Raw genomic sequence first — 18,187 nt, 5'->3', positions numbered from 1 at the left:
TGTGCTTCACCTGACAAAGCGGCGGCGAAATAAGGTCTATTATTAGAGACAGTTACTTACCCGGGAGGCAAAATGATGAACAAGGTTGCTCAATTTTACCGTGAACTGGTAGCGACTCTGACGGAACGGCTGCGTAACGGCGAGCGTGATATCGACGCGCTGGTCGAACAGGCACGCGCACGCGTGACGCAAACGGGTGAGTTAACGCGAACCGAAGTGGAAGAGGTGACGCGCGCCGTGCGCCGTGACCTGGAGGAGTTCGCGCGAAGCTATGAAGAGAGCCAGGACGAGATCGCCGACAGCGTTTTTATGCGGGTCATCAAAGAGAGCCTGTGGCAGGAGCTGGCGGATATTACCGATAAAACTCAGCTGGAATGGCGTGAGGTGTTTCAGGATTTAAACCACCACGGTGTCTATCACAGCGGCGAAGTAGTGGGTTTGGGGAACCTGGTGTGTGAGAAGTGCCACCATCATATCGCCGTTTATACGCCGGAGGTGTTGTCGCTGTGTCCGAAGTGCGGGCACGACCAGTTCCAGCGTCGGCCATTTGAGCCGTAGGTAAAAGTAAAACTGTTTGCACCCTCTCCCTGTGGGAGAGGGGCGGGGTGAGGGCATCAGGCCGCAGAATAATAAGCCAGCCGCTCCGCCAGCAAATCCACAAACGCTTCCCGATCGATATCCACCATTACCGTGGTATTCGGCTTGTTTCCCGTCAGCGAGTAATAGTCCACCACCGTCATTCCCTGGGTATATTTCCCCTGTGTTTCCACACCAACCCAACGCTCGACCGTGGTAAACATTTCCGGCTTCAGCAGCCAGGCGATGGTGCATGGGTCATGCAGCGGGGCGCCGTGGAAGCCCCACTTCTCGGCTTTGTGATACTCCATAAAGAAGTCGAGCAGCTCGGCCACGGTCGTTGCAACCGGGTTGCCCACAGAACGGAATCGTTCGATGTCCTGCGCCATAATTTGTGCGCGGTGGGTAACGTCCAGCCCCGCCATCACAATCGGCAGGCCCGACTGGAAGACGATTTCCGCGGCTTCCGGGTCAACGAAGATGTTGAACTCTGCTGCTGGCGTCCAGTTCCCCAGCCCCATTGCCCCGCCCATGATGACGATACGGGCGATGTTGCTGTGCAGTTCAGGATGGCTGTTCAGCAGCAGCGCTACGTTGGTCTGCGGGCCGGTCGCCACCAGCGTCACGGGCTCTGCGCTCTCACGCAGCACCTTCGCCATGAGCTCGACGGCAGTGCAGTTTTGCGGGGCGAAATTCGGCTCCGGTAGCGCCGGGCCATCCAGCCCACTTTCACCGTGAACATTATCCGCAATGATCAGCTCGCGCATTAGTGGCTTAACGGCGCCACCTGCGACCGGAATATCGGTGCGTTTCAGCAGCGTCAACATCCGCAACACGTTTCGTAAGGTTTTATCCGGCGTCTGGTTCCCGGCGGAGGAGGTGACAGCTTTTACGTCCAGTTCAGGGGAAGCAAGAGCAAGGACGAGTGCGATCGCGTCATCATGACCCGGATCGCAGTCGAGAATAATTGGCTGTGCCATAGCGTTCTCCATTCTCAGCATTATTTGTGACAAGGTTAACGCTGCGATGTGACGCCGAATAGAAAAAGAGATCTAAAGCGTGAAGCAGTGCGCAATCCGCAGATTGCGCACTAAAAGGATTAATGCAGGATTTTGGCGAGGAAGTCTTTTGCACGTTCAGATTTAGGATTTGCGAAGAACTCTTCTTTTGGTGAGTCTTCAACAATTTTCCCTTCATCCATGAAGATCACGCGGTTGGCCACTTTACGGGCGAAGCCCATTTCGTGCGTCACCACCATCATGGTCATCCCTTCGTGCGCCAGCTCCACCATGACGTCCAGCACTTCGTTGATCATCTCAGGGTCGAGCGCGGACGTCGGCTCATCAAACAGCATTGCCACCGGATCCATGCACAGCGCACGCGCGATTGCCACACGCTGCTGTTGGCCGCCCGAAAGCTGGGCCGGGAACTTATTCGCATGCGCAGACAGCCCGACGCGTTCCAGCAGCTTCAGCCCCTTTTCGCGCGCCGCTTTTTTGTCGCGCTTCAGCACTTTGACCTGCGCCAGCGTCAGGTTCTCAATGATGGACAGGTGAGGGAACAGCTCAAAATGCTGGAACACCATCCCTACGTGGGAGCGAAGCTGGGCAAGGTTGGTTTTGCGGTCATTTACTTTGGTGCCGTTAACGACAATCTCGCCCTGCTGGACAGGTTCCAGCCCATTAACGGTTTTGATAAGCGTGGACTTACCGGAACCGGACGGGCCGCATACCACTACCACATCGCCTTTTTTTACTTCTGTTGAGCAGTCGGTCAGCACCTGAAAGTGCCCATACCATTTAGAAACATTTTTCAGGGAAATCATTATACCGTCCTTTTCTTCAGCCAGCTGACCAACAGCGATGCGCTTAAACTAATCACAAAATAGACCCCGCCCGCGAAGAGGATCATCTCAACCTGCGTTCCGTCACGTTCGCCAATGGTGGAGGCGGTACGGAAGAAGTCTGCCAGACTCAGCACGTAGACCAGGGAGGTATCCTGGAACAGGACGATGCCCTGCGTCAGCAGCAGCGGAACCATGGCGCGAAACGCCTGCGGCAAAATAATGAGCTTCATGGACTGCCAGTGCGTCATACCGAGCGCCAGCGCAGCGCTGGACTGCCCGCGAGAGATACTCTGAATACCTGCGCGGATGATCTCTGAGTAGTAGGCGGCTTCAAACATGGAAAACGCCACCATGGCAGAGATCAGGCGGATATCGGTCTTTGGCGACAGTCCCAGTACGTTCTGTAAAAAGCCGGGAACAATCAGATAAAACCACAGCAGCACCATGACCAGTGGAATGGAGCGGAATACGTTAACGTAAGCCGTGGCAAACCAGGCGAGCGGCTTAAAGCTCGACAGGCGCATCACTGCCAGCAGGGTGCCCCAGACGATACCGACGATAATGGCGATAACGGTGATCTTTAAGGTGATTGCCAGTCCATCCAGCAGATAGGGCATGGAGGGAACAATGGAACTCCAGTCAAAATCGTACATTTATTTGCCCCCCAGATTGCCCGGCAGGCGTACTTTGCGTTCAACCAGGTTCATCACCAGCATGATGAAAGCGTTAATCAGAACATAGGCGAGCGTGATCGCCGTGAAGGATTCCCAGGCGTGAGCGGAGTAATCCAGCAGTTTGCCCGCCTGTGCCGCCATATCCACCAGACCGATGGTTGAGGCGATAGCCGAGTTTTTTACCAGGTTCATCATCTCGGACGTCATCGGCGGAACGATGACGCGGTAAGCGTTAGGCAGCAGTACGTAACGGTAGGCCTGGGGCAGAGTCAGGCCCATTGCCAGTGCCGCATTCTTTTGCCCGCGCGGCAGTGACTGTATGGCGGCACGTACCTGCTCGCAGACGCGCGCAGCGGTGAACAGCCCCAGACACAGCATAGAGGAGACAAAAAATTGTACGTTAGGATCCAGCTCGGCCTTAAACCACATGCCGAGATCTTCCGGCAGCAGTTCCGGGATCACCAGATACCAGGTAAAGAACTGCACGATCAGCGGAACGTTACGGAACAGTTCCACATAGAGCGTGCCAATCGAAGAGAGAAAACGGTTAGGGACGGTACGCAGAATACCGAACAGCGAACCGACAAGAAACGCGATGATCCACGCCGTTATCGATAACGCAACGGTAACCTGAAAGCCGCTCCACAGCCAGCCGAGATAGGTGGTGTTGCCGAACGGGGCTTGTTGCAGAAAGATTCCCCAGTTCCAGTCAATTGACATAGTAAACTCCAGAAAAAAAAGGGTAGCAGCGCTACCCTCGAAGATTGGTGAGAAGCTCAATTTTTGCGCTGAGTGGGGAACGACCACTCAACGTATAGTCTGTCCATGCTTCCCGACAATCGAGAGGGCAGGAGATCCCGCCCCTGTCGTTCTAATTAGTTAAGAGCTTTGTCGTTTGGTGATTTGAACAGCGCTTTCATGTCGTCAGACAGTTCAAAGTTCATGTTCAGGTTTTTTGGTGGAATTGGGTTCTTGAACCATTTGTCGAACCATTTTGCCGCTTCGCCGGAGGTTTGCGCCTGAGCGATGGTGTCATCGATCAGTTTCTTGAAGTCCTCGTCACCTTTACGCAGCATACAGCCGTAGGCTTCTTTCGACTGGGCGGTACCGACGATTTCCCAGTTGTCTGGTTTCTTCGCTTTCGCGCGTTCGCCCGCCAGCAGGGCGTCATCCATCATAAACGCGACAGCACGGCCGCTTTCCAGGGTACGGAAGGAGTCGCCATGGTCTTTCGCGCTGATGATGCGCATGTCCATTTTCTTCTCGTCGTTCAGCTTGTGCAGCAGCACTTCGGACGTGGTACCGGAGGTCACGACAACCGCTTTGCCTTTCAGGTCAGCAAAATCTTTGATGTCGCCGCCTTTCTTCGTCAGCAGGCGGGTGCCCACAACGAAGATAGTGTCCGAGAAAGCGGCCTGTTTCTGACGCTCAAGGTTGTTGGTGGTTGAGCCACATTCAAAATCAAATGTGCCGTTTTGCAGCAGAGGAATACGGTTCTGTGAAGTGATGGGGATCAGCTTCACTTGCAGGTCAGGTTTGTTCAGCTTTTTCTTCACGGCTTCAACGATGGCGTTGGAGTAATCCTGTGAATAGCCCACGACTTTTTGCGTGTTGTCGTAGTAAGAGAACGGGACAGAAGATTCACGGTGGCCGACCACGATCACGCCGTTTTTGGCAATCTTGTCGAGAGTGCTTCCTGCTGCCGGAGCGTCTTCAGCGTGGACAACCCCCGCAGACATTCCCATAACCAGCATTGCTGTGGCCAGTTTACGTAATTGCATACCCAACTCCTTTCTTATCAGCGCCAGTGACGCATAGATACCCATTGTGATGTTGTTATATCTCGCGCAATGCGAGTGCAGTGTTATGCAAGCTTGTTAACATTTAGTCTGGCTTAATGTAAAGATTTTGCTGCGTTATTGTTTATTTTTGCGAAGCGCGCCGCACCATTCAGAGGCAATAATCCCTCGTTGCACCGTTTCGGTGCTACCGATGATCTACGCTGGTGCGACAAAGTTGCACGTTAAGCCAGACAGCGTTGATGTGAATAAACAAAGCAACAGGCGTGCCAGAATTGAAGTTTGGGAGGAAATTGTCGGGTGGCGGCGCTGGAGAGTAGGCCGGGTAAGGCGTAGCCGCCACCCGGCAACAGAAGGTAAGGTTATTTACGACGCTGACGCAGGCTCATCAGTACGGCGCCAAAGCCGAATAGCGTAGTCAGGATCCACAGCGGCCAGTGCCCGGTGCGCGCGTAAGGCGTAAGCCCGGTAGTTGGCGTGACGTTAGTAGTCAGCACCTCACGGGTAAACTGCGGGATCATGGCCTGGATTTCACCTTGCGGACCAATCACGGCGGTAATGCCGTTATTGGTGCTGCGCAGCAACGGACGCGCCAGCTCCAGAGAGCGCATTCGCGCCATCTGGAAGTGCTGCCACGGGCCAATCGATTTACCGAACCACGCATCGTTTGAGATGGTCAGCAGATAGTCAGTGTCCGGGCGGAAATTATCGCGCACCTGCTCGCCGAGGATAATCTCGTAGCAAATGGCGGCCGTCAGGGCAAAACCGTGCGCATGCAGCTGCGGCTGAACGTAAGGGCCCCGGCTGAATGAGGACATCGGCAAATCAAAGAACGGTGCCAGTGGGCGCAGAATAGACTCCAGCGGAACAAATTCGCCAAACGGTACAAGGTGGTTTTTGTTGTAGCGATTGGTGGAGGTATAGCTGTATTCGCTGTCCTTACCGAGCGTAATGATCGTGTTGTACGTGTCATAGCGGTTCTGCTGATTGAGACGCGCATCCACAATTCCGGTGATCAGCGTACTGCCGCGCGCGCGCAGCAGATCGTCCATCATCTTCAGGAAGGGCTGCTGATTGATCTCCAGGTCCGGGATCGCAGACTCAGGCCAGATGATGAGCTGCGATTTGCCCATCACCTTTTCAGTGGCGTTGGCGTAGATTTTCAGCGTGTTCAGCAGCTGATTCTCATCCCATTTCAGGGACTGTGGGATATCGCCCTGGACCAGAGAAACCTGCGTGGCGCGCGCGGGCTCCAGCGTAAACCACTGGATATAACGCAGCGGGAAGGGCAGGGCAAACAGGATCAACGCGGCAACCAGCGGCTTCCAGTTACGTGTCACCAGAGCCAGCACCAGCAGGCCGCTGACCGCCATGAGCAGGAAGTTGATCGCCTCCACGCCCATGACCGGGGCCAGGCCTTTCAGCGGGCCGTCTACCTGGCTATAGCCGAACTGCAACCACGGGAAGCCGGTCAGTACCCAGCCGCGCAGAAATTCGGTGATTTGCCAGACAACGGGTGCCGCTATCGCCACGCGCAGCCAGGTCGTTTTTGGCCACAGGCGAGACAGGATGCCCGCGAACAGGCCGGTGTAGAGCGAGAGATAGGCGGCGAGCAGCACAACCAGGAAGACGTTAACCGGCCCCGGCATTCCGCCAAATTGCGCGATACTGACGTAGACCCAGTTGATACCAGAGCCGAACAGCCCCAGCCCCCAGAAGTAGCCAATGGCCGCGGCCTGTACCGGACGACGGTTCAGGGTAAGACCCTGTAGCCCCATCAGGGAGAGAATAGCGGCTGGCCAGATATCGTAAGGAGAAAAAGCCAGCGTACCGCTGGCTCCGAGTAACAGCGCCAGCAGCAAACGGACGCGCTGGCGTTCAAAGATTGGGGCAAATGCCATTTACATTAATCTTCCAGTTTTGGCACCGGTGAGTCGTCCGGCATTCTGACGTGAACCTGAATAATACGTCGGCTGTCAGCCATTGCGACCTTGAACTGGTAACCGTCGATGTCAACGGTTTCACCGCGGGCCGGAAGATGGCCGAAGGCCTGCATCACCAGACCACCAATGGTGTCCACTTCTTCATCGCTGAAGCTGGTGCCAAAGGTATCGTTGAAGTCTTCAATGGAGGCCAGCGCGCGCACGGTCCAAGTGTGGCGGCTCAGCTGACGGAAGTCGATATCCTCTTCTTCGTCATACTCATCTTCGATTTCGCCCACGATCAGCTCAAGGATGTCTTCGATTGTGACCAGACCGGAAACGCCACCAAATTCATCAATAACAATCGCCATGTGATAGCGCTGGGAGCGAAACTCCTTCAGCATCCGATCCACACGTTTACTTTCCGGCACAACCACGGCCGGGCGTAACACCTTTTCCATACTGAAGGCTTCGGCATCGCTGCGCATAAACGGCAGCAGATCTTTCGCCATCAAAATCCCTTCAATGTGATCTTTGTCTTCGCTGATGACCGGGAAACGTGAGTGAGCCGATTCGATAATCACATCGAGGCACTCGTCCAGCGTCTGGTTGCGTTTCAGGGTAATCATCTGCGAGCGGGGGATCATGATGTCGCGGACGCGCTGGTCGGCGATGTCCATCACCCCTTCGAGCATTTCGCGCGTATCTTCGTCGATAAGGTCGTTCTGCCCGGAATCACGAATCAGCTCCAGCAGTTCATCACGGTTTTTCGGTTCGCCGTGGAAAAGCTGGTTCAGGATGAGGGAGAAAAATCCCTTTTTAGTGGTTGTCGTGTCGCTACTGTGTGAATTGTCGTCGCTCATGGCGTTTGTTAAGGGTTCTCTTGTTAGTTCAATATTAACCGCCGCGCTATGTCCCTGCGCGGCGGCATGGTAGTCAGTGACTGACTATTCTTTCTCGGCAATGTACGGATCCTCATAGCCCAGAGCAAGCATTATCTCTGTCTCGAGGGATTCCATCTCTTCCGCTTCGTCATCTTCAATATGGTCGTAACCCAGAAGATGCAGGCTACCGTGCACCACCATGTGTGCCCAGTGCGCTTCCAGCGGCTTTTGCTGCTCTTTGGCTTCCTGCTCAACCACCTGACGGCAGATGATCAGATCGCCCAGCAGCGGCATCTCAATGCCCGGAGGGGCTTCGAACGGGAAAGAGAGCACGTTGGTCGGCTTATCTTTCCCGCGGTAGGTCAGGTTGAGCTCATGGCTTTCTGCTTCATCCACCAGGCGAATCGTGACCTCTGATTCTTCCTGAAACTGGGGGATAACGGCATCCAGCCATTTCTGAAACTGTGCCTCTTCTGGCATGCCGGAATTATCATCACAGGCCAGCTGTAAATCGAGGATCACCTGACTCATTTCTGTTCATGCTCCTGCGCTTCGCGCTTACGTTCTGCGGCCAGCTCGGCCCTGCGCTTCTGATCTGCCTCTTCCCAGGCCTCATAAGCGTTAACGATACGCGCGACCACGGGATGGCGTACCACGTCTTCACTGTGGAAGAAGTTAAAGCTGATTTCCTCTACCTCGGCCAGGACTTCGATGGCGTGACGCAGACCCGATTTGGTGTTACGCGGCAGGTCAATCTGGGTGACGTCACCGGTGATAACCGCTTTCGAGTTAAAGCCAATACGCGTCAGGAACATCTTCATCTGTTCGATGGTGGTGTTCTGGCTCTCATCCAGAATGATGAACGCGTCGTTAAGCGTACGGCCACGCATGTAGGCCAGCGGAGCAACTTCAATCACGTTACGCTCGATGAGCTTTTCAACTTTCTCGAAGCCGAGCATTTCGAACAGCGCGTCATACAGCGGGCGCAGGTAGGGATCTACTTTCTGACTCAAATCGCCCGGCAGGAAGCCCAGTTTTTCACCGGCTTCAACAGCAGGGCGGGTCAGCAGGATACGGCGGATCTCCTGACGCTCGAGCGCATCAACCGCAGCGGCAACCGCCAGATAGGTTTTACCCGTACCCGCCGGGCCTACGCCGAAGGTGATGTCGTGGTCGAGAATGTTGGCGATGTACTGCGCCTGGTTCGGGGTACGAGGCTTAATCACGCCGCGTTTAGTTTTGATGTTGATGGCTTTGCCATAGTCCGGCACGCTCTCCGCGCTCTGCTCAAGCACGCGCGCCTCTTTAATGGCCAGGTGGATCTGTTCAGGTTCAATATCCTGGATCTCACCGCGCATCGGGGCGGTATCAACATACAGGCTGCGGAGAATATCCGCCGCGGCGTTGACGCAGATTGGGCGTCCGGTGAGTTTGAAATGGTTATCGCGACGATTGATTTCGATACCCAGACGTCGCTCCAGTTGTTTGATGTTGTCATCAAACGGCCCGCACAGGCTCAGCAGGCGAGCGTTGTCTGCGGGCTCAAGGCTAATTTCACGCGTATCTATGTTCAAACTGTTCCTCTTTAATTGGTTAACTGACCTGTGGCCACACGGCGTAATAAAACGGTCATTACCGAAATTATTCACGCCACAGAATAAAGGCGCAAGCGTTGCGGTAGATATTGGGGGCGATGAGAGGAAATACAAGGCCTGCCGGACAGGCAGGCCAGAAGGATCAAGGCTGGTAAATACCCACGCCAGAGTCGTTGACTTTGCGGGTGCGAGAGATAACGGATTCCGGCGTCTCGGCAATACGCAGACCCATTTCGTCCTCAGTGCGTACCACCTTCCCGCGCAGCGAGTTCGTGAGTACTTCGACAATCTCGACGTCCACAAACTTACCGATCATGTCCGGGGTGCCTTCAAAATTCACCACGCGGTTATTTTCGGTTCGACCAGACAGTTCCATGACGCTCTTACGGGAGGTGCCTTCCACCAGAATACGCTGGACAGTGCCGAGCATACGACGACTCCAGGCGTTGGCCTGCTGGTTGATACGCTCCTGTAGAATATACAGACGCTGCTTTTTCTCTTCTTCCGGCACATCGTCAACCATATCGGCCGCAGGGGTGCCCGGGCGCGCAGAGAAGATAAAGCTGTAGCTGACGTCGAAATTCACCTCGCCGATGAGCTTCATGGTGCGCTCAAAGTCATCAGCGGTTTCGCCAGGGAAGCCGACGATAAAGTCGGAGCTAATTTGGATATCCGGGCGCGCTTCACGCAGCTTGCGGATGGTGGACTTATACTCGAGCACCGTATGTGGACGACCCATCAGGTTCAGCACGCGATCAGAACCGCACTGGATCGGCAGGTGCAGGAAGCTCACCAGCTCTGGCGTATCGCGATAGACGTCAATAATGTCGTCGGTAAATTCCATCGGATGGCTGGTGGTAAAGCGAATGCGGTCGATGCCGTCAATCGCCGCCACCAGACGCAGCAGTTCAGCAAAGCTGCCGGTGGTGCCGTCGTAGTTTTCCCCGCGCCAGGCGTTCACGTTCTGACCCAGCAGGTTCACTTCACGAACGCCCTGCGCGGCAAGCTGCGCGATTTCAAACAGGATATCGTCTGCCGGGCGGCTCACTTCTTCACCGCGGGTGTAAGGCACCACGCAGTAAGTACAGTATTTGTTGCAGCCTTCCATGATGGAGACGAAGGCGGTCGGGCCATCAGCGCGCGGCTCAGGCAGACGGTCAAATTTCTCGATCTCCGGGAAGCTCACGTCAACCACCGGGCTACGGCTGCCGCGAACCTGATTAATCATCTCTGGCAGGCGGTGCAGGGTCTGAGGGCCAAAAACGATATCCACATAGGGGGCTCTCTGGCGGATCAGCTTTCCTTCCTGCGATGCGACGCAGCCACCCACGCCAATAATCAGGTCCGGATTTTTCCGTTTGAGAAGCTTCCAGCGGCCTAACACATGAAAGACTTTTTCCTGTGCTTTTTCACGAATTGAACAGGTGTTCAGCAGCAGCACATCGGCTTCTTTCGCATTTTCAGTCAGCTGGTATCCGTGGGTGGTATCCAGCAGATCGGCCATCTTCGATGAATCGTATTCGTTCATCTGACAGCCCCAGGTTTTTATATGGAGTTTTTTAGTCATCGACTTGCTCAGCTCAGGATTGCAAGCCGCGTATTGTAATGCTTTGGTGCGGTTGTGACCAGTATGAAGGTTGTCAACCTCAGGGCCGCAAAAATCCGGTAAACTTAAGGTATTCTCCAATAAGGAATAGTGACCATGACACTCCTGAAAACCGAAGTTGCCGTTGTTGGCGGCGGTATGGTCGGCGGCGCGCTGGCGCTGGGGCTGGCGCAGCAGGGATTTGACGTAACCGTTATTGAACAGGCGGCTCCGCCGGCATTCGATCCTGCCAGCCAACCGGACGTGCGTATTTCCGCCATCAGCGCGGCCTCTGTTGATCTGCTTCGCGGGCTGGGCGTCTGGGAGGCGGTGCTGGCGATGCGCGCGCACCCATACAGCCGTCTTGAAACCTGGGAGTGGGAAAATGCTCACGTGTCGTTTGATGCCGCCGAGCTGAAACTGCCGCGCCTGGGCTATATGGTGGAAAACAACGTGCTCCAGCAGGCACTCTGGCAGGCGCTGGAGGCGCACCCGAAGGTGACGCTGCGCGTTCCGGACTCGCTGAAAGCCCTGCATCGTCATGAGGGCGGGTATCTCCTGACGCTGGACAACGACGATGAGCTGGCCGTGAAGCTGGTGGTGGGGGCGGATGGCGCGAACTCGCAGGTCAGGCAGATGGCAGGCATTGGGATCCATGCCTGGCAGTACCAGCAGTCCTGCATGCTGATCACCGTGCAGTCAGAAAACGCGCCGGGCGAAAGCACCTGGCAGCATTTTACGCCGAACGGCCCGCATGCATTCTTACCGCTGTTTGATAACTGGGCCTCGCTGGTGTGGTACGACAAACCGGCGCGCATTCGACAGTTGCAGGGGCTGTCCATGGATCAGTTGCAGCGCGAAATTCGCCAGCACTTCCCGAGTCGTCTGGGTAACGTGACCCCGGTTGCCGCCGGCGCATTCCCGCTGATGCGACGCCATGCGTTACAGTATGCCCGTGAAGGACTGGTGCTGGTGGGGGACGCGGCGCACACCATTCATCCGCTGGCGGGGCAGGGGGTGAATCTGGGATACCGTGACGTCGATGCGTTACTGGATGTGCTGGGTAACGCTCGCGCCCACGCGGAAGCCTGGGCCAGCCATCAGGTACTGAAGCGCTACCAGACGCGCCGTATGGCGGATAACTTCATTATGCAGTCGGGGATGGATCTGTTCTATGCCGGGTTCAGCAACGATGTTGGTCCGGTGCGTATAGTGCGCAATATTGGATTGATGGCAGCGGAACGCGCCGGTGGTCTGAAGCGTCAGGCCCTGAAATATGCCCTCGGACTCTGATCTTTATTCCCTCTCCCCGTGGGAGAGGGCATCAGGCCGCACTATTCTGAGCAACAAAAACAAAAAAGCCCGCAGAGCGGGCTTGTTTGTTTTAAGTGGCTGGGGTGCAGGGATTCGAACCCCGGAATGCTGGTATCAGAAACCAGAGCCTTACCGCTTGGCGACACCCCAATTGCGTTAAACAAACTGCTTAACGACTTTAAAGTGGCTGGGGTACGAGGATTCGAACCTCGGAATGCCGGAATCAGAATCCGGTGCCTTACCGCTTGGCGATACCCCAACAATGTTCAGTTTACCGAATCGTATTCGATAACATAAATATGGTGGCTACGACGGGATTCGAACCTGTGACCCCATCATTATGAGTGATGTGCTCTAACCAACTGAGCTACGTAGCCAGTACTGCAATCTTCGATGGCTGGGGTACCTGGATTCGAACCAGGGAATGCCGGTATCAAAAACCGGTGCCTTACCGCTTGGCGATACCCCATCCGTGCAACGCTTACCTGGGAATGGTGCGGGAGGCGAGACTTGAACTCGCACACCTTGCGGCGCCAGAACCTAAATCTGGTGCGTCTACCAATTTCGCCACTCCCGCAAAAAAGATGGTGGCTACGACGGGATTCGAACCTGTGACCCCATCATTATGAGTGATGTGCTCTAACCAACTGAGCTACGTAGCCATCTTTTTTTCGCGTTACCTTATCGGCGTTGCGGGGCGCATTATGCGTATAGACCCTTGCAGCGTCAACACCTTTTTCAATGAAAATAGCCGGAATGTGACTGTTTGGTTAGGTTGCGAACAGCGAGGCCGAATATTCGACAATTATTGGTTATTAATCGATTTTATGCGGAGAAAAGAGAGGCAAAAAAATCAGGCCCCGGAGGGCCTGATGATACTCTGAACATTATTTATAGGCAGACTGGTGAACGCCCACCGCGCGTCCTGACGGATCGTTCATCGCTTTGAATGATTCATCCCATTCAATGGCTTTAGCAGAAGAGCAGGCGACCGATGGGCCACCCGGTACGCACTCTGCTGCGCTTGGAACCGGGAACAGCTCCTCAAAGATCTCACGGTACAAATACGCTTCTTTCGAGGCTGGCGTGTTGTACGGGAAACGGAAGCTCGCAGTTTCCAGTTGTTGATCAGAAACCTGTTTCGCCGCCACCTCTTTCAGGGTGTCGATCCAGCTGTAACCCACGCCATCCGAGAACTGCTCTTTCTGACGCCACGCCACGCTCGCCGGCAGGTAGGATTCAAAACATTCACGCAGGATATGTTTCTCCATTTTGCCGTTGCCGCACATTTTGTCCTGCGGGTTGATGCGCATCGCCACATCAAGGAATTTCTTATCGAGGAACGGCACGCGGGCTTCCACACCCCAGGCGGACATCGCTTTGTTGGCGCGCGCGCAGTCAAACATGTGCAGCGCCTGTAGCTTACGCACCGTTTCTTCATGCAGCTCTTTGGCGTTTGGCGCTTTGTGGAAATAGAGGTAACCGCCAAACACTTCGTCAGAACCCTCGCCGGAGAGCACCATCTTGATGCCCATCGCTTTGATCTTCCGCGACATCAAATACATCGGCGTGGAGGCGCGAATGGTGGTCACATCATAGGTTTCAATGTGATAGATCACATCGCGGATCGCATCCAGACCTTCCTGTACGGTGAAGTGAATTTCATGGTGCACCGTGCCAAGATGGTTCGCCACTTCCTGGGCGGCTTTCAGGTCAGGTGCCCCTTCCAGACCTACGGCAAAGGAGTGCAGCTGCGGCCACCAGGCTTCAGAGCGCTCCTGATCTTCCACGCGACGTGCGGCGAATTTCTTGGTGATCGCGGAGATCACGGAGGAGTCCAGACCGCCGGAGAGCAGTACGCCGTAAGGTACGTCTGACATCAGGTGGCTTTTCACTGACTCTTCCAGGGCCTGACGCAGTTCGGCTTTGTCCGTCACGTTGTCTTTCACCGCCTCATAATCAAACCAGTCGCGCTGGTAGTACGGGCGGATCTCGCCGTCTTTACTCCACAGGTAGCTACCTGCCGGGAACTCTTTGATGGTGCGGCACACCGGCACCAGGGCTTTCATCTCTGAGGCAACGTAGAAGTTGCCGTGCTCATCGTGTCCCATGTACAGCGGGATAATACCGATATGGTCGCGGCCAATCAGGTAAGCGTCTTTTTCGCTGTCGTACAGCGCGAAGGCGAACATACCTTGCAGATCGTCGAGGAACTCCGGGCCTTTCTCCTGATACAGCGCCAGGATCACTTCGCAGTCTGAGCCGGTCTGAAACGCGTAGCGATCGCCGTACTCGGCGCGCAGCGCCTGATGGTTGTAAATTTCACCGTTAACAGCCAGCGCGTGCGTTTTTTTCTCGTTATACAGCGGCTGTGCGCCAGCGTTGACATCAACAATGGAGAGACGTTCGTGAGCCAGAATCGCTTTATCGCTGGCGTATACGCCTGACCAGTCCGGACCGCGATGGCGCATCAGGCGGGACAATTCGAGTGCTTTTTTACGCAGTTCGCCCGCGTCAGTTTTAATATCCAGTACGCCAAAAATAGAACACATAACCTTCTCCGTTAACCCTGTTGCGTTGTGATGTTGCTTGCTTATGAAAATGCCGCAAAAGGGGGAGGGGGCGCAAGCGTTTTACCGATGAAAACGTAAAAAGTGCAATGGCAATTGCCGAATCTTAAAAAAAGAGTATGTGTTAAGCGATATTATTGATGATTTCTCAATGAAGGGCTGATTTCGTTAGATGAAGTGATGTTTTCAGGCAGCAGAAATGAAAAACCACGCCCTGAGGCGTGGTTCTGAATCAAATAACGTCGATTTCGTCGACAGAGGGGTAAATCCAGCTTGGCCGGAACGGCATCGTATCAATGTCATCAAGCTGTGAAACGCCAGAAAGCACCAGGATGGTTTCAAGCCCCGCCTGGAAGCCAGCCAGAATATCGGTACGCAGGTTGTCGCCCACGATGACGGTTTCTTCTGAGTGTGCCTGCATCGTATTCAGTGCGGCGCGGATGATCCACGGGCTCGGTTTACCGACAACAAACGGCTTACGACCCGAGATTTTTTCGATACCGGCGCACAGCGCACCGCAGGCGGGATAAAAACCACGACCGTGCGTGTCCGGGTTGGTGGCGATAAAACGCGCACCGTTGGCGACAAAGTAGGCTGCCTTATGCATCATCTCCCAGTTAAAGGAGCGCGTTTCGCCCACGATGACAAAGTCCGGGTTCACGTCGGTGATGGTGAAGCCCGCTTTATACAGCTCGTGGATCAGCGCACCTTCACCAACCACATAGGCTTTTTTGCCTTCCTGACGCTTCAGGAAATCCGCGGTCGCCATCGCAGAAGTATAGAACACGCTGTCCGGGACGTTGACGCCTGCGGTAGCAAAGCGGTTTGCCAGATCCTGACCAGTCTGTGAAGGGTAGTTCGTGAGAAGAACCAGTGGCATTCCTTTGTCGATGATGCGGTGAAGAAACTCCGCAGCACCCGGCACGGCAACGTTGTCGTGCATCAGCACGCCGTCGATATCACAAATTACATTCTTAATGGTCATGGACAATCCGACATCAAAAAAAGAAGGCGTTACTATAAGGTCCGATCAGGATTCCAGCAAATGTTGCAGCAGGATCCCGTTGAGCATGGCACGTTTTACCAGGGCGAATGCGCCAATTGCCGAGCGGTGATCGAGCGTAGATCGCACCACCGGCAAATTCTGGCGAAATGCCTTCAGCGCCTGGGTATTGATGCAGCCTTCAATGGCGGGCAGTAACACTTTTTCGGCTTCAACGATCTCGCCGGCAATCACCACTTTCTGCGGATTAAACAGGTTGATGGCAATGGCGATGGTCTTACCCAGGTGGCGTCCTACCTGTTCGATCACTTCGCAGGCCAGCGCATCGCCTTTGTTTGCCGCTTTACAGATGGCGCCGATCTTACAATCGTCCAGCGTGACGCGGCTCTGGTAACCCTGCTCCAGCAGATGGCGAACGCGATGTTCAATGGCGGCATTGGCGGCAACGGTTTCAAGACAGCCAAAGTTACCGCAGTGGCAGCGCTCGCCAAGCGGTTCCACCTGGATATGACCAATCTCGCCTACGTTACCGTTACGGCCAATAAAAATGCGGCCATTCGAGATGATGCCCGCACCTGTACCACGGTGAACGCGCACCAGAATAGAGTCTTCGCAGTCCTGGCTCGCACCAAAGTAGTGCTCCGCCAGCGCCAGCGAGCGAATATCGTGACCAACAAAGCAGGTCAGCTTGAAGCGCTTTTCCAGCGCCTCAACCAGCCCCCAGTTCTCTACCTTAATATGCGGCATGTAGCGAATAACGCCGCTTTCCGGGTCAACCAGGCCGGGCAAAATCACCGAGATGGCGATGAGTTCACGGATCTTGCGCTGACAGCTTTCGATAAACTGCGCAATGGTATTCAGCAACGCATGTTCAAGCGTCTCCTGCGTGCGCTCAGGAAGGGGGTAGTGTTCTTCGGCAATGGCCTTGCTGCTCAGATCGTAGAGCGTAAGCGTGGTGTCATGACGTCCTAAGCGAACGCCAATGGCCTGAAAATTGCGGGTTTCCGTGACGATGGAAATCGCGCGGCGGCCCCCGGTGGAGGCCTGCTGATCGACTTCTTTGATCAGGCCGCGCTCAATAAGCTGGCGTGTAATTTTTGTCACGCTGGCGGGAGCAAGCTGGCTTTGTTCGGCTATCTGAATGCGCGAGATTGGCCCGTGCTGGTCAATCAGGCGATAAACCGCCGCGCTGTTAAGTTGTTTAACGAGATCGACATTACCGATTTGAGCTTGTCCGCCTGGTGTCATACTTTTACTTACTCAGTGACGACCTCGTTACCATTAACGATGGTCTTAATAATTTTATAATCGTGTGTGAACGCCGTCAGGTTTGCAACCATACCTGGCGCAATACCGCCGAGCTGTTTATCGACGCCAATGGCGCGCGCCGGATAAAGCGTGGCCATGCGCAGCACTTCCTCAAGCGCGATGCCGCAATGTTCAACGAGGTTACGTACCCCTTCGATCATCGTCAGAGAAGAACCGCTCAGCGTGCCGTTCTCATCCACACACAGTCCATTCCGGTAGTATATTGTTTTACCAGCAAAAATGAACTGCTCAATATTCGCTCCTGCCGGAGCGGTAGCATCCGTTACCAGGCAGAGCTTGTCGCCTTTCAGGCGTTTGGCGTTGCGGATGTTGGTGTAATCGACATGCAAGCCGTCGGCGATAATGCCGCAGTAGACGTCTGGTTCATCCAGAATGGCGCCAACCAGTCCCGGTTCGCGGCCAGTAATATAGGGCATCGCGTTATAAAGGTGTGTGGCAAACGTAATGCCTGCGCGGAAACCGGCCTTCGCCTCTTTCAGCGTCGCGTTCGAATGGCCCGCAGACACCACAATCCCGGCGGCGGCCAGTTTGCTGATAACGTCCGTGCCGGTCATTTCCGGGGCCAGCGTTACTTTGGTGATCACATCGGCATTGGCGCACATGTAATCCACCAGCTCGGCATCCGGTTTGCGCACGTAGTTTGGGTTATGGGTGCCTTTCTTGACCATATTCAGCCATGGTCCTTCCAGGTGCAGGCCCAGCGCCTGATTCGGATGTTTTGCCAGGTATTCGCGCATGACGCGGATACCCTGTTTCATCAGGTCATCGCTGCTGGTGATCAGCGTTGGCAGATAGCTGGTGCAGCCCGATTTCTCGTTGGCTTTTTGCATGATTTCCAGCGTTTCAACCGATACCGCCTCTGCGGTATCGTTAAACTGGACACCGCCGCAGCCGTTGAGCTGTACGTCGATGAAACCGGGGGAGATTACTGCTCCATTGAGGGAACGCTGTTCGATCTCCGGCGGCAGTTCCGCCAGCGGGCAAACACGTTCAATCAGGCCATTGGCGATTACAATCGCATGGTCATCCAGAATTTCATGGCCGGTATAAATCCGACCGTGGGTTAAAGCGTACATATCGACCCCCGGTT

General features: G+C 54.9%; 16 protein-coding genes and 6 tRNA genes. 2 read left to right on the top strand and 20 right to left on the bottom strand.

What is annotated here, in order from left to right:
• Nucleotides 1-75 precede the first annotated feature (75 nt).
• On the top strand, nt 76-558 hold the full coding sequence (locus SK62_RS14740; RefSeq protein WP_003858689.1) for a zinc ribbon-containing protein: 483 nt from the start codon (nt 76-78) through the stop codon (nt 556-558).
• A gap of 56 nt (nt 559-614) precedes the next feature.
• Here the strand turns inward: SK62_RS14740 and rihA are convergent, their stop codons facing one another.
• The 10 genes from rihA to miaB form a co-directional block, all read right to left on the bottom strand.
• Entirely contained in the window at nt 615-1,556 is a 942-nt protein-coding gene (gene rihA, locus SK62_RS14735) for a pyrimidine-specific ribonucleoside hydrolase RihA (RefSeq protein WP_047718629.1), read from the bottom strand.
• 119 nt (nt 1,557-1,675) lie between these two features.
• Entirely contained in the window at nt 1,676-2,401 is a 726-nt protein-coding gene (locus SK62_RS14730) for an amino acid ABC transporter ATP-binding protein (protein WP_017382465.1), read from the bottom strand.
• Nucleotides 2,401-3,075: a glutamate/aspartate ABC transporter permease GltK gene (gene gltK / locus SK62_RS14725; RefSeq protein ID WP_003858686.1), complete on the bottom strand. Its 675-nt coding sequence runs from the start codon at nt 3,073-3,075 to the stop codon at nt 2,401-2,403. The genes SK62_RS14730 and gltK overlap by 1 nt, the downstream gene beginning before the upstream one ends.
• Nucleotides 3,076-3,816, bottom strand: coding sequence for a glutamate/aspartate ABC transporter permease GltJ (gene gltJ, locus SK62_RS14720; RefSeq protein ID WP_015571133.1), 741 nt, complete (start codon nt 3,814-3,816; stop codon nt 3,076-3,078).
• Nucleotides 3,817-3,971: 155 nt separating this feature from the next.
• Complete coding sequence (locus SK62_RS14715; RefSeq protein ID WP_003858681.1) at nt 3,972-4,877, bottom strand: amino acid ABC transporter substrate-binding protein; 906 nt, start codon at nt 4,875-4,877, stop codon at nt 3,972-3,974.
• Nucleotides 4,878-5,257: 380 nt separating this feature from the next.
• Nucleotides 5,258-6,796, bottom strand: a complete 1,539-nt coding sequence (gene lnt / locus SK62_RS14710) for an apolipoprotein N-acyltransferase (RefSeq protein WP_047718628.1) — start codon at nt 6,794-6,796, stop codon at nt 5,258-5,260.
• 5 nt (nt 6,797-6,801) lie between these two features.
• Nucleotides 6,802-7,680, bottom strand: coding sequence for a CNNM family magnesium/cobalt transport protein CorC (gene corC / locus SK62_RS14705; protein WP_003858679.1), 879 nt, complete (start codon nt 7,678-7,680; stop codon nt 6,802-6,804).
• Nucleotides 7,681-7,764: 84 nt separating this feature from the next.
• Entirely contained in the window at nt 7,765-8,232 is a 468-nt protein-coding gene (gene ybeY, locus SK62_RS14700; RefSeq protein ID WP_017694310.1) for an rRNA maturation RNase YbeY, read from the bottom strand.
• Entirely contained in the window at nt 8,229-9,275 is a 1,047-nt protein-coding gene (locus SK62_RS14695; protein ID WP_003858674.1) for a PhoH family protein, read from the bottom strand. Before SK62_RS14695 ends, ybeY begins: the two co-directional genes overlap by 4 nt.
• Nucleotides 9,276-9,438: 163 nt before the next feature.
• Nucleotides 9,439-10,863, bottom strand: coding sequence for a tRNA (N6-isopentenyl adenosine(37)-C2)-methylthiotransferase MiaB (gene miaB / locus SK62_RS14690; RefSeq protein WP_017382461.1), 1,425 nt, complete (start codon nt 10,861-10,863; stop codon nt 9,439-9,441).
• Between the two features lie 135 nt (nt 10,864-10,998).
• On the opposite strand from miaB, the gene ubiF reads away from it, so the two are divergent.
• On the top strand, nt 10,999-12,174 hold the full coding sequence (gene ubiF / locus SK62_RS14685) for a 3-demethoxyubiquinol 3-hydroxylase (protein WP_047718626.1): 1,176 nt from the start codon (nt 10,999-11,001) through the stop codon (nt 12,172-12,174).
• A gap of 96 nt (nt 12,175-12,270) precedes the next feature.
• On the opposite strand, the gene SK62_RS14680 is transcribed toward ubiF, so the two are convergent.
• From SK62_RS14680 to nagA, 10 genes are all read right to left on the bottom strand, one after another.
• Nucleotides 12,271-12,345: transfer RNA gene (locus tag SK62_RS14680), tRNA-Gln, on the bottom strand.
• Nucleotides 12,346-12,379: 34 nt separating this feature from the next.
• Nucleotides 12,380-12,454, bottom strand: a tRNA-Gln gene (locus tag SK62_RS14675).
• Between the two features lie 41 nt (nt 12,455-12,495).
• Nucleotides 12,496-12,572 (bottom strand) — tRNA-Met (locus SK62_RS14670).
• 17 nt (nt 12,573-12,589) lie between these two features.
• Nucleotides 12,590-12,664, bottom strand: a tRNA-Gln gene (locus tag SK62_RS14665).
• 23 nt (nt 12,665-12,687) lie between these two features.
• Nucleotides 12,688-12,772: transfer RNA gene (locus SK62_RS14660), tRNA-Leu, on the bottom strand.
• Nucleotides 12,773-12,780: 8 nt separating this feature from the next.
• Nucleotides 12,781-12,857: transfer RNA gene (locus SK62_RS14655), tRNA-Met, on the bottom strand.
• 225 nt (nt 12,858-13,082) lie between these two features.
• Complete coding sequence (gene asnB, locus SK62_RS14645) at nt 13,083-14,747, bottom strand: asparagine synthase B (RefSeq protein WP_015571128.1); 1,665 nt, start codon at nt 14,745-14,747, stop codon at nt 13,083-13,085.
• 250 nt (nt 14,748-14,997) lie between these two features.
• Nucleotides 14,998-15,750, bottom strand: a complete 753-nt coding sequence (gene nagD, locus SK62_RS14640; protein ID WP_003858667.1) for a ribonucleotide monophosphatase NagD — start codon at nt 15,748-15,750, stop codon at nt 14,998-15,000.
• Nucleotides 15,751-15,795: 45 nt separating this feature from the next.
• Complete coding sequence (locus SK62_RS14635; RefSeq protein ID WP_017694286.1) at nt 15,796-17,016, bottom strand: DNA-binding transcriptional regulator NagC; 1,221 nt, start codon at nt 17,014-17,016, stop codon at nt 15,796-15,798.
• Between the two features lie 8 nt (nt 17,017-17,024).
• The gene (nagA, locus tag SK62_RS14630) at nt 17,025-18,173 is read right to left on the bottom strand and encodes an N-acetylglucosamine-6-phosphate deacetylase (protein WP_032670349.1); all 1,149 of its coding nucleotides are present in this window, start codon (nt 18,171-18,173) and stop codon (nt 17,025-17,027) included.
• Nucleotides 18,174-18,187 lie beyond the last annotated feature (14 nt).

The sequence above is a fragment of the Enterobacter sp. BIDMC109 genome, from assembly GCF_001037885.1.
Taxonomy (GTDB): domain Bacteria; phylum Pseudomonadota; class Gammaproteobacteria; order Enterobacterales; family Enterobacteriaceae; genus Enterobacter; species Enterobacter hormaechei_C.
This window is presented reverse-complemented; position numbering and strand designations above follow the sequence as displayed.